Below are 12,501 nucleotides of genomic sequence, written 5' to 3'. Positions count from 1 at the left end.
GAGGGTTCGATTCCCTTCAGCCGCCCCATTTTTTGAATATTATGTTTAATATGATGATACATGTTATTATCATATTTTTATTTTGTAATATATATTATTTATATATAAGTTACATAAAATATTTCCCAATATGTTTTGACATATTACAAAACATAAAAGCGAACTGATTAAAATTTATTATCAGTTCACTTTTTATATTTTATTTTAATCTCTCTTCCAACTCTTTTCTTAAATCTTCAAAACCGGGTTTACCTAATAGTGCAAACATATTTTTCTTATATGCTTCTACTCCCGGTTGATCAAACGGATTTAATCCTTGCATATATCCAGAAATAGCAACAGCTTTTTCAAAGAAATATACTAAATATCCAAATGTAAACTCACTCATATCCGGTAATTCTATTACAAAGTTCGGCACCCCACCATCAGTATGAGCAAGGAGTGTCCCTTCAAAAGCCTTTGTATTTACAAAATTCATTGTTTTTCCTGACAAATAGTTTAAACCGTCTAAGTTATTCTCCGCTTCTTTCAATTCAATATCTTTATTAGGAGTTTTCACTTTAAGAATAGTTTCTAACAAAATTCGACGCCCCTCTTGAATATATTGTCCCATTGAATGTAGATCAGTTGAAAAACATACACTTGCCGGATACAAAGCTTTACCGTCTTTACCTTCCGATTCACCGAATAACTGTTTCCACCATTCATTAAAGTACACCATCGACGGTTCATAAGAAACTAAAATTTCTATTAATTTACCTTTTTGTTGTAAAATATTTCTCATTATCGCATATTGATAAGCGATATTTTTAGATAAATCAGCTGTGTCCAGTTCATCTTGTGCCAGCTTGGCACCCAACATTATTTTATCAATATCAATACCACTTACAGCTATCGGCAATAACCCTACTGCCGTTAATACTGTAAAACGTCCCCCTACATCATCGGGTACTACAAATGTTTCATATCCCTCATCGTCAGCTAATGATTTCAATGCACCACGTTTTCTGTCAGTTGTAGCAAAAATTCTTTCTTTTGCTCCTGCTTTTCCGTATTTTTCTTCTAACAGCTCTTTAAAAACACGAAATGCAATTGCCGGTTCTGTTGTTGTTCCTGATTTGGAAATTACATTTACCGAAAAGTTTTTATTGGTAGTTTTTAAGTAATTCACTAATTCTTGCGTATATGTAGATGAAATAGTGTTTCCTACAAAAAATACTTGTGGAGTTTTTCTGTCTTTATCATAAAAATTATAAAAACTGTCGTTCAACATTTCTATTGCCGCTCTTGCTCCCAAATATGAACCACCGATACCGATTACTACTAATACATCTGAGTTTTCTTGAATTTTTTTAGCCGCTATTTTAATACGTGAAAATTCTTCTTTATCGTAATTGGTCGGTAAATCTAACCAACCCAAAAAGTCATTTCCTATTCCCGTTTTGTTATGTAAAGTATCATGCGCTACTTTCACATAACCTTCCATATTTTTCATCTCTTGTTTATCAAAAAAATTTAACGCTTTTGAATAATCAAAATTTAAGTGCATTCTTCTTCTCCTTATTTTTTATTACCTTTTGTTATAAATAATTGTTGGTTTGTCTTCTATAATGTAATTATAAATTAATTCAGATACTTTATCTGCATTGTGACGAATTACATTATTTTCAACGATACCGACGTTTTTATTTTCTATTAATTCTACCCCAAGTGTAGCAATTTCTTCTTTGTCTATTTTTACTGCTGTCTGTTGTTCTTCTTTGTAACGTTCCAAAATTTCTTTTGAAAATACATTTGAATTTGCAATTACAATATCAAAAATATTTTTCCCAATATGTTTATTTATTGCTTTTATATGATCTGATACAGTGTAATTATCCGTTTCGCCATGTTGTGTCATAACATTACAAACATACATTTTTTTGCACTGCTGTTAACAATCGCCTCTGATACTCCTGATATCATCAGATTCGGAATAATAGATGTGTATAAACTTCCCGGGCCCATCACAATATAATCACAGTTTTCTATTGCTTTAATAACATCCACATTCGCCTTTACTTTTGATGGTGTTATATAGACATTGTCAATTTCTCCACCTGCTTTTGTAATTGATGATTCACCTCGAATAATTTCTCCAGTTTTAAGCACTGCATTTAACGTTGCCATCTCATTGGTTGTCGGTAAAACTGTCCCACTGACATTTAAAATTTTACTCATAATTTGAACAGCTGTACTGAAATTCCCATGTATATCAGTCATTGCCGCAAGCATTAAATTACCTACCGGATGTCCTTTTACTTCGCCGGAATCAAAACGATACTGAAACATTTTTTCAAGATATGGTTCTACATCTGATAAAGCAGCTATTACATTTCTGACATCTCCGGGAGATGGAATATTCATATCACTGCGAATTTTTCCAGAACTTCCTCCATCATCGGCAACAGTCACAACAGCTGTTATATCCAATGGATATTTTTTTAAACCACGGAGCAAAACCGACAAACCGGTTCCACCGCCGATAGCTACTACTTTTACTCTATTATTCATTATTCTACCTACCCTTGTCAATATCTCTATGTTCAAGATAAACTCTATAACCTAAATTTTTTACATCTTCATATAATTTTCTTGCGATACTAACCGAACGATGTTTCCCTCCGGTACAACCTATCGCTATTGCTACGTTATCTCGCCCTTCATATTGATATTTATCAATCATATAAAAAATTAATTCTTTAAATTTATCATAAAACTCAGCGGTTACTCTATCTGAAAAAACATAATTAAATACTTCCTCTGAGCGTCCGGTTTTTTCTCTCAACTCTTTAATATAGAAAGGATTTTTTAGAAATCGAACATCAATAATATTATCCGCATCAATAGGAATACCGTACTTATAACCGAAACTTGATATTGTTACATGATAACTGTTTCTTTTTTCAATACCAAAATCTTCTAAAATTTTAGTTTGTAAATCTTTAACGGTAAAATTAGAAGTGTCATAAATATAATTCGCCACTTCTTTTACATCCGCCATTACTACTCTTTCTCGCTTTATTCCTTCAAGCAAACTATATTTAACAGATAGCGGATGATTTTTTCGTGTTTCTTTAAAACGATTAACAAGGACTTGATCATCGCTATCTAAAAATATTATTTTTACATCAAAATATTCACTGGTTTGTACTTTTTTTAATAATTCTTTCAAATCAACAAAAAGATGTTTACTTCGAATATCAATACTCACTGCTATTTTATCTATATCTTTTTCTTCAATAATTCTAAGAAAATCTTCTAATAACAATCCCGGTAAATTATCTGTACAAAAGTATCCCTGATTTTCAAAAATTTCCAAAGCTGTATTTTTACCGGCTCCGCTTATTCCTGTAATGATTACTAATTTTTTTTTCATAGTTTCACATCCATTGAATTAATATTTTTTCTTTTATAAGCAAAAAAGAAAAATTTATATATACTATTGTACACTAAATTTATTTTTTTGTGTAGTATTAAAAAAGTAGAGCAATTTTATCTTGCCCTACTTTTTATTGTAAAATTATCCGTCATTATCTCCGGAATTATCATTTGCATTATTTCTCGTGGTATTATTACCGTTTGACTGATTTCTTTGATTTCGTTTATTATCATTGTTTGAATTATTATTATTTCGATTGTTACCGTTATTTGAGTCACTGTCTCTGTTTTGCGATTGTGATTCTTGATTTCGCTTAGTTCTCTCTTCTATTTCTCTTCGTTCACTATCGCTTATTACTTTGACAGTTCCATTCACAGAACCGACATCTTTTGGCACAGTAAATCCTTTAGGTGGGTGTATTTTAACAATATTTTGCATATTAACTCTATACAACATCTGCGTTTTTTGTGTATCTTGTTGTGTCATATATTTAGTTGGGCCATCTATCGTATCAAACCCCTGCCACACAGCCAAAGTATAATTACTTGTATAACCAATTGTCCAAGAATCTTTGGAGTAGTTATTTATATCAAAACCATACTTTGTTGCTTCTCCTTCTCCAAAAGTTGTAGTCCCGGTTTTTACAGCCATATCAGCACCTGACACTCTGGCATATTGTGCCGTTCCATTAACCACATTACGGAGCATCGAAGTCATTATATAAGCTGTTGATTCTTTTATTACTCGTTTTTTATCATCTTTGCTGAAGCTTCTTACTTCATTTCCTTCGTTATCATATACTTTTTTTATAGTTTTAGGAGTAGCGTAATAGCCCCCATTACTAAACGGAACATACGCAGCTGCCATTTGAAGTGGTGAAAAACCATCTTTACTACCACCTATAGGTGTTGTTAGTGAGTCATCCGTTATATCCATTCCAACATTCGCTGCATATTGTTTTACTTTATCAAAACCTACTTGTTGATATGTTCTAATAGCCGGAATATTGTATGACATTGTCAAGGCGTTATTCATAGTTACTTTTCCATGATAAACTCTATCCCAGTTTTGAATATTGGAACCTTGGATTTTTGTATCATCAATTAATTGCCCTGAATTCCATCCTAAATATTCTATCGCCGGCCCGTAAGCCAGTATAGGTTTTATAGACGACCCCGGTTGCAGCTTCGCCTGCGTCGCAATATTATAACCATTAAATTTCTGATTTTTTCCACCATACAATGCCGCTATCCCACTATTTTCATTATTTAATACAACCATAGAAACATTGCTTGCTTGTTTTATACCAACATAGTTTGAAGTTATACTGTCACTTAGTGTACTTTGGATTTTCGGATCAAAGTTTGTGTATATTTTTAATCCTAAATTCAATACATCTCCCTCATAATCCTTATACTCTTTGCTGTTTCTAAGTTCATTAACAATTTGGTTCATATAAGATGTATATTTAGAATCAAATTCACTTGACAGTATCACCCTATTAGTTTCGTCACGTTTTACAATGCCGGACATAACATCTGTATTCTGTGCCGCCGTCAATTCTTCTTGTGTTATTTTACCGTGACGTTCCATCAAATGGAGTACAGTATCACGTCTGGTTTTTGCCGCTTCCGGATTATCATAAGGATTATAAGTGTTAGGATGCTGAGGTAGTCCGGCAAGTAATGCCATCTGCGGGAGAGTAAGCTGGTTAACATTTTTATTATAATAATATTTAGCCGCTGTTTTTAACCCATATACTCCGTCAGAATAGTAAATTCTATTGACATACATCGTGAAAATGGTTTCTTTGTCATAATTTTGCTCTAGTTTATAAGCAAGATATGCCTCCTGAACCTTACGTTTAACACTCTTATTATCATCCAAAAATGTTCTTTTTATAAGCTGCTGAGAAATTGTCGAAGCACCTTGTGAACCAAATCCGCTTGTTAAATTTGAAACAACAGCTCCGATTAAACGTCTATAATCTACTGCACCATGTTCAAAGAATCTATTATCCTCAGTTGCTAAAATAGCATTTTGCATTTGTTCCGGTATATCTTTAGTTTCTAAATTTTCGCCGACCTGATTACCTAATTTAGCTACTTCGTTGTTGTTTACGTCATAAACAACTGTTCTGGAATTATTATCTAAAATTTTAGAATCAAATGCCGGTGCTTGAAAAATCCAAAATACGCACAAGAAAAACACCGTTATTATAAAAATACTCGTTGCATACAAGCCGTATCTTAATACCTTGGTCCAAACTGAATTTTTTTTCTTTTTATTATTAGGATTACTTATTCTATTAGGTTTTCTTATTGGCGGTTTATTTCCACCTGAATAATTTTGATTATTTTCTAAATTATTACCGTTACGTCCTTGAGATACCCTACGGTTACCATTAGGCGCACCGCCACCCAAACGTTGTGATTTTCTTCTCATCACATCTTCTCCCAACGGTCTAGGACGTTGGTTAGGGTTACTATTTCCACGTGAAATATAACCTCCCGGTGTAACATTTTTTTTATCATTTGAATGTCTATCCCTTCTTGATAAACGCTCATTGTTATTTTCTGTCATAATATATCCTTTCTCTTTATTATGTTAAATACATTATACATCATTAATTTTAATGTATATCAAAAAAAAAATCAATTTTATTTAAACAATTTTTAACATATTAATATTCTTTTAATATTTTTGTAACAATACATCTTTAATAAACCAAAATATTCGGGTTTTTTATTCAATACTAAAATTATATTTTATATACTTTAAACTGAATTTACAAACTAAAATTTCTATTTGTTACCTAACATATATCACATTAAATATATAATTTAAAATCTCAAAAAAAATAAGTGTTTTTCTTGCAAAAATTATCATTATTTTGTATAATAATAAAAAATAAAACTAAAGGAGATTTTTATGTATACTATGAACTTATCTAGTTTGGAGTCACCAGACCTCTGTTTCTCACAAGATGATGAATATTCCCAGGATTTTAATACAGAAATAGATTATGAGGATGAAGTTTTATCAGATTATGCTGATGAAAGTTTTAATGAGGTTGAGTTTTTAACGACTGATGACGACAAATTTTTAGATTACTCTAATGAAATGTTTCTTTATAAAGAATATTCATATGATTTTGATGAGGACTTCGAGTATGATGAAGTTAGTATATCTAATGATCAAATAATGTTAGAAAATATAGGCGAAGCCTAAATTTAACAGATGAATATAAAAATTCCATAATAAACATGGAGCATAAAAGACAAAACGAAATACTAAGCAGATTGGCTCTGCTTAGTATTTTTCTTATATTTATTAATTCTTATAATTAAAATTCTCAGCATCTTTTAGATTTAGATGCTGAGAATTTTTTTATTCTGCAAATTGGCTTTGATATAATTCTGAATAGAAACCTTTTTTCTCTAAGAGTTCATCATGATTACCTTGTTCAATAATATCCCCATCTTTTAAAACAAGGATTTTATCTGCATTTCTAATAGTTGATAATCTATGAGCAATAACAAATGTTGTACGACCTTCCATAAGTCTGTTCATCGCTTTTTGAATTAACACTTCTGTTCTTGTATCAACACTTGAAGTTGCCTCATCAAGAATTAAAATCGGTTTGTCTGCCAAAATAGCACGTGCAATAGTTAAAAGTTGTTTTTGACCTTGTGAAATATTTGAAGCCTCTTCATTTAATTCCATATTGTATCCGCCCGGTAATGTTTTAATGAAGTGATGAATGTGAGCCGCTTTAGCCGCAGCTATTACCTCCTCATCAGTTGCATCTAAACGACCGTAGCGTAAATTTTCCATTATCGTACCTTTAAACAACCATGTATCTTGAAGCACCATTGTAAAGTAAGAACGTAAATCCTTTCTATTAAATAATGAAATATCCTTACCGTCTATTGTAATTTTACCGCCATTAATATCGTAAAAACGCATTAACAGTTTAACCATGGTGGTTTTTCCTGCTCCCGTCGGTCCGACAATTGCAACCATTTCTCCTTTTTTAACATCACTTGTGAAATTTTTAATAATTATTTGGTCTTCAATATACCCAAATCTAACATGGTCAAACACAACATTACCTTGTTTTTCAGTTATTTCAATAGGATTAACTACCGGTTGTTCTTCAGTGGCATCTAAAAACTCAAAAACGCGTTCTGCCGCTGCGGTCAGGCTTTGTACTTGTGTCATTGATTGAGCAATTTGTCCTATCGGTTGTGTAAAACTGCGGATGTATTGAATAAATGCTTGAATATCACCTACTCCAATTTTCCCGTTTGCAACCAATAAACCTCCTGAAAACACTATTCCCACGTAACCTAAGTTTCCTACAAAGTTTATAATAGGGAACATCATTCCAGAGAAAAACTGTGACTTCCATGATGAACCATATAATTCACTATTTTTTTGCTTAAATTCTTTTATACTTTTATCTTTATGATTAAATGCTGTAATAATATTTTGCCCTGAATAACTTTCTTCTACCTGTCCATTAACATCTGATAGTGATTTTTGTTGATTGACAAAGTACTTTTGACTCATTTTAGTTAAACTTCCTAATAAAATTGCAGATATCGGGATTATTACAATAGCGATTAAAGACATTACCGGGCTGATTGTGAACATCATTACCAATATTCCCAACACCGTCATTACACTTGCTATAAGTTGAGTAAAACTTTGGTTAAGCCCTTGCCCAAATGTATCAACGTCATTTGTAATACGAGATAAGGTTTCCCCGACTGTTCTTTGTTCAAAATATCCCATCGGTAATTTATTGATTTTCACACTAATATCTTTTCTCATATCGTAGGTTAATTTTTGAGAGACATCGCTCATCAACCAACCTTCCAGAAAGATAAATAGTGATGAAATGGCGTATAAACCTAACGTTGTCAAAAGAATACCGGCTATTTTACCAAAATTTATTTCACCTGTATTATTTATTTTAGCAACCAAACCTTCAAATAACTCAGTAGTTGCACGTCCCATAATTTTAGGACCTATAATTGAAAAAACTGTTCCGGCTATTGAAAAAATAATAAGAAGTATCATAGGTATAGTATATGTTTTAAACATCAGCATCATTATTCTTTTAAATGTTTTACCAAAATTATCAGCTTTTCTTACTTTTTTTTCATTATCCATGGTGTTTACCTCCTTTTTCCAATTCTTCTTCACTAAGTTGACTTTCCGCAATTTCTAAATATGTCGGACAGTTATGAAGTAATTCTTCATGACGTCCTATCCCTACTATTTTACCTTCATCCATTACGATAATTTTATCAGCATTCATAATAGTTGCTATACGCTGTGCAACAATAATTGTAGTAATACCTGCCATTTTTTCTTGTAGAGTACGACGTAATTTAACATCTGTTTTATAATCTAATGCTGAAAAACTATCATCGAACAATAATATTTTAGGTTTTTTTGCCAAGGCACGGGCTATTGATAAACGTTGCTTTTGTCCACCGGATACGTTACTACCCCCTTGAGCAATAGGACTAGAAAATTGTCCTTCTTTTTCAAGAACAAACTCACTAGCTTGGGCTATTTCCGTTGCTAATTTCATATCAGTATCACTGATATTTGCATCACCAAACTTTATATTAGATTCAATAGTTCCGCTGAATAAAACACCTTTTTGTGGTACAAAACCTAAAATGCTACGTAATTTACTCATACTGACATCTTTAATATTCACTCCATCAATCGTAATTTGACCTTGCTGAGCATCAAAATAACGAGGTATTAAATGAAGAAGTGTCGATTTACCACTACCGGTGCTTCCTATAATAGCCGTTGTTTTACCGGCTTCCGCTTCAAAGTTTATATCAGTCAAGACCGGATTATCCGCTCCTTCAAATGAAAATGTTACATTTTCAAAACGAAGCGTTCCTTTGACATCATTTAATTTATTATCATCAATTTCTTTACTATCAATTACACTAATTGGTGTATCTAATACTTCATCAATACGTGCAGCCGCTACTGTAGCACGTGGTAATTGCATTACTAAAAAGGTAAAAAATAGAAATGACATAACGATTTGCATTGTATAGGTAATAAATGCCATCATATCACCTACTTGTATAGATCCGTTATTAATATTTTTACCGCCGACCCAAATTATTAACAGAGCAATAGCGTTCATAATTAACATAATTGCCGGAAATAAAATTGACATAACACGGTTAACAAATAGCTGATTATTCATTAAGCGTTTATTTTCTACATCAAAACGTTCTTCTTCATGTTTTTCACGTCCAAAGACACGAATAACGGAAATACCCGTTAGTAACTCACGACTTACTAAATTAACTTTATCAATTAATTTTTGCATTATTTTAAATTTAGGAATTGACACTGCCATTATAAGCCCGATAATTAAACCTAAAACCCCAATACCGACAGCAATAATCCATGTCATACCGGTATCTGTTTGCATAACTTTGTAAATTCCCCATATCGCCATTATCGGTGCATAGAATGCAATAAAAAGCAACATATTTAAAGCATTTTGAATTTGTTGGATATCATTCGTAGTACGAGTTATTAATGATGCCGAAGAAAATTTATCAATATCTTGTTTTGAAAATGATAATACTTTAGTAAATAGTTTTTCACGCAGATTATATGCCACTTTTGCAGATACCCTACTTGAAATTAAACTTGAAAAAATACTGGCTACACCGCCAATTAACGTTACCAAAATCATTTTCCGACCGATATTTTTCAAATAATTTGTACGAATATTATTCGTATCAATATCAACTTTTTTATATTCTTCTTTTACAAAAGCTATTCCTCCTTGTTTAGTCATCATATTAGCAGATTGCCCTAAATCCTTAATAGCTTTTTTTCGTTGTTCTACCAATGTATCTTTTTGAACAACTCCGGTACCAACACCTTGTACCATTTGTTCTAAATTAATATTTTTATTTTTTGCTCCAAGTACAACAGTCATAGTTTCTTTAAAAATATTATTTAACTCATCTCGTGTTTCTTGTGAGATATTCTTTAATGTGTAAATATTGTTATTTTCTTCATAATTATTTTCTATCTTTTCAACTTCTTCAACAGTCATAAATACTTCTAATGTTTTTAATGACTCCTTACTAATCTTAGTAGGTACTGAATCTTCAATACCGCTTTGCTGAATTCCCGTATCTACTATTTTACTGGTATAAGTTGGTAATTCCAACTCCGTCATAGCCCTGACAGCAAGCAAAGACACTAAGATAATCATCGGCACTAAAAAACTTTTTAAATACTTAAATAATCTCATAGTATTACTCTTCCTCCTCTAAATCTCCTTTAATTACTCTGTTAATTTTAGCTATTAAATGTATCCAATTAATTTGTTCTTCTAAAGTAAATTTATCCCAAAGTTGTTTAAACCATTCTTCATACTTGGCACGTTCACTTACCATATATTCTTCCCCAACTTTAGTTAATTGCAATAATTTTTTTCTTTTATCTTTAGTATCAGACACCTGCTCAACAAAACCTTTATCCGTTAATTTTGAGATTATTGCCGTAACTCGAGATTTAGTAACGCCGAGTTCTTCTCCAAGTTTTTGCATCGTTATACTTTTAAATTCCAGTATAATTAATAATGCGTGGAATTCAACTTTTCGAAAAGGTTTATTTTCTTTGTTATGAAGTTTTTTCATCGTTACCCTAAGGTCATCCATAACATTCATCGCTTTTTTATAATTATCCATCTTATCACCACCTTATAAAAATAGTTCATATTATTAACTAAAAAGTTAACCATGTGAACTATTATATATAAAATTTTCTTCTTTGTCAAGGTCAGTTAATATATTTTTTCATAAAAAATCTATAAATATATTACCTCATCACATAACATTTCTATATCTGTTTTTATATGAGATGTAAGAATAATTAAACGATTTGGATTTATATAATTTTTAATATACTCCCTTGTTTTATTCGCAGAAACCTCATCTAATCCATTGAAACATTCATCTAAAATAAGCGTTGTGGGATTTGACATAAACGCCTGTATTAATAACATTTTCTGTTTTGTTCCAAGCGATAACTGTCTATATTTTCTATCCTTATATTTCTCTACGTTATAAAATTTCAACCAATATGATATATCAATATCTTTTTTACTATCGGACAAATTTTTTATAATATTCAAATTTTCATAAAGGGTAAAATCTTCCATAAACTTTGGATTTTCTATAATAATTCCTGCATCTTCTATGAAATTATTCTTATTACGTATTTTTTTATTATTTTGAAAAACATTACCGCTTGTTAAAGTAGTATATCCGCATAAACATTTCATTATTACAGTTTTACCACTACCATTTTCTCCAACCAAACCGTAAATTTTACCATTCGAAAATTTTAAATTAAGATTTTCAAAAATAATCAAGGCAATTTTGCTATATCTACAATTCCATGGTAATAGTTATATAAATTTATATCTTTTGTTTTAAACATATACTCTATTATCAATACAAATAAAAATATTACAGCATCCTTAAAGAATATTTTAAAGAAAAAAGAAAATGTCTTTATCTCCAAATCCAATATACTTGTACATTTATATCTCATCATTTTTTTAAAATTTTCTATATTTACTGACAAAACCTTACTATATACATGAAAAAATGCCATATATAGAGCTAATAATAAGATTACTTGTTCAATAATTATCTGTCTATCTTCATCAAAAATTTTGTGCATATCATATCTAATAAACTGACTAAAAGTTATTTGTGAAATTTCCCTAACATTAAACATCAGTCTATAAAAGACCAATATTGCTATACCATATCCATATAAATTTTTCAATCTACTCATTTTAAAATTCTTTCTTGTGCGTTAATTTAAATAATAAATATATTATGCCTATATAAATAAATGAAATAAACATTTGAATATTACTAAATGCAACTCCACTAAACCAAGAAATAGATCCCTCTATTCCAAGCGATCTTGATATATACATTTTTAGAAAATCACTAACTACATAAAGCGATAAAATATATGCTATTATTAAA

10 protein-coding genes and 1 pseudogene are annotated in these 12,501 nt (G+C 30.8%); 1 reads left to right on the top strand and 10 read right to left on the bottom strand.

Annotated elements, in window-relative coordinates; all coding sequences use genetic code 11:
• Window positions 1-199 precede the first annotated feature (199 nt).
• From HMPREF1983_RS04575 to HMPREF1983_RS04560, 4 genes and pseudogenes are all read right to left on the bottom strand, one after another.
• Window positions 200-1,549, bottom strand: a complete 1,350-nt coding sequence (locus HMPREF1983_RS04575; RefSeq protein WP_021753129.1) for a glucose-6-phosphate isomerase — start codon at window positions 1,547-1,549, stop codon at window positions 200-202.
• Between the two features lie 21 nt (window positions 1,550-1,570).
• Window positions 1,571-2,553 (bottom strand): annotated as a pseudogene (locus tag HMPREF1983_RS04570) (gluconeogenesis factor YvcK family protein).
• Between the two features lie 4 nt (window positions 2,554-2,557).
• Complete coding sequence (rapZ, locus tag HMPREF1983_RS04565; protein WP_021753126.1) at window positions 2,558-3,418, bottom strand: RNase adapter RapZ; 861 nt, start codon at window positions 3,416-3,418, stop codon at window positions 2,558-2,560.
• Window positions 3,419-3,562: 144 nt separating this feature from the next.
• A complete protein-coding gene (locus HMPREF1983_RS04560; protein WP_021753125.1) occupies window positions 3,563-6,004 on the bottom strand; it encodes a transglycosylase domain-containing protein in 2,442 nt (813 codons plus the stop codon).
• A 348-nt stretch (window positions 6,005-6,352) separates the two neighbouring features.
• Here HMPREF1983_RS04560 and HMPREF1983_RS04555 point away from each other — a divergent pair, with 348 nt between their 5' ends.
• Window positions 6,353-6,652 (top strand): hypothetical protein, encoded by a 300-nt coding sequence (locus tag HMPREF1983_RS04555; protein ID WP_021753124.1) that lies wholly within the window; start codon window positions 6,353-6,355, stop codon window positions 6,650-6,652.
• Window positions 6,653-6,811: 159 nt separating this feature from the next.
• Here HMPREF1983_RS04555 and HMPREF1983_RS04550 read toward each other — a convergent pair whose 3' ends face one another.
• The 6 genes from HMPREF1983_RS04550 to HMPREF1983_RS07890 form a co-directional block, all read right to left on the bottom strand.
• Window positions 6,812-8,602, bottom strand: coding sequence for an ABC transporter ATP-binding protein (locus HMPREF1983_RS04550; protein ID WP_021753123.1), 1,791 nt, complete (start codon window positions 8,600-8,602; stop codon window positions 6,812-6,814).
• Window positions 8,595-10,745: an ABC transporter ATP-binding protein gene (locus tag HMPREF1983_RS04545; RefSeq protein ID WP_021753122.1), complete on the bottom strand. Its 2,151-nt coding sequence runs from the start codon at window positions 10,743-10,745 to the stop codon at window positions 8,595-8,597. The genes HMPREF1983_RS04550 and HMPREF1983_RS04545 overlap by 8 nt, the downstream gene beginning before the upstream one ends.
• Before the next feature lie 4 nt (window positions 10,746-10,749).
• Window positions 10,750-11,184, bottom strand: coding sequence for a MarR family winged helix-turn-helix transcriptional regulator (locus HMPREF1983_RS04540; protein ID WP_021753121.1), 435 nt, complete (start codon window positions 11,182-11,184; stop codon window positions 10,750-10,752).
• Window positions 11,185-11,303: 119 nt separating this feature from the next.
• On the bottom strand, window positions 11,304-11,870 hold the full coding sequence (locus HMPREF1983_RS04535) for an ATP-binding cassette domain-containing protein (RefSeq protein WP_021753120.1): 567 nt from the start codon (window positions 11,868-11,870) through the stop codon (window positions 11,304-11,306).
• A complete protein-coding gene (locus tag HMPREF1983_RS04530; RefSeq protein ID WP_021753119.1) occupies window positions 11,867-12,301 on the bottom strand; it encodes a hypothetical protein in 435 nt (144 codons plus the stop codon). Before HMPREF1983_RS04530 ends, HMPREF1983_RS04535 begins: the two co-directional genes overlap by 4 nt.
• Before the next feature lies 1 nt (window position 12,302).
• Window positions 12,303-12,501: hypothetical protein (locus HMPREF1983_RS07890; RefSeq protein WP_021753118.1), on the bottom strand; the 199-nt coding region annotated here is incomplete at its 5' end.

It is taken from the genome of Gemella bergeri ATCC 700627 (genome assembly GCF_000469465.1).
In the GTDB taxonomy this organism is placed as follows: domain Bacteria; phylum Bacillota; class Bacilli; order Staphylococcales; family Gemellaceae; genus Gemella; species Gemella bergeri.
Note: the sequence above shows the minus strand (reverse complement) of the source record. Positions and strands in the feature narration are given on the sequence as shown.

Bases quoted from the DNA above. Each gene is read 5' to 3' on its own strand.
- HMPREF1983_RS04575 (WP_021753129.1), bottom strand. From the start codon at position 1,549: ATGCACTTAAATTTTGATTATTCAAAAGCGTTAAATTTTTTTGATAAA.
- rapZ (WP_021753126.1), bottom strand. From the start codon at position 3,418: ATGAAAAAAAAATTAGTAATCATTACAGGAATAAGCGGAGCCGGTAAA.
- HMPREF1983_RS04560 (WP_021753125.1), bottom strand. From the start codon at position 6,004: ATGACAGAAAATAACAATGAGCGTTTATCAAGAAGGGATAGACATTCA.
- HMPREF1983_RS04555 (WP_021753124.1), top strand. From the start codon at position 6,353: ATGTATACTATGAACTTATCTAGTTTGGAGTCACCAGACCTCTGTTTC.
- HMPREF1983_RS04550 (WP_021753123.1), bottom strand. From the start codon at position 8,602: ATGGATAATGAAAAAAAAGTAAGAAAAGCTGATAATTTTGGTAAAACA.
- HMPREF1983_RS04545 (WP_021753122.1), bottom strand. From the start codon at position 10,745: ATGAGATTATTTAAGTATTTAAAAAGTTTTTTAGTGCCGATGATTATC.
- HMPREF1983_RS04540 (WP_021753121.1), bottom strand. From the start codon at position 11,184: ATGGATAATTATAAAAAAGCGATGAATGTTATGGATGACCTTAGGGTA.
- HMPREF1983_RS04530 (WP_021753119.1), bottom strand. From the start codon at position 12,301: ATGAGTAGATTGAAAAATTTATATGGATATGGTATAGCAATATTGGTC.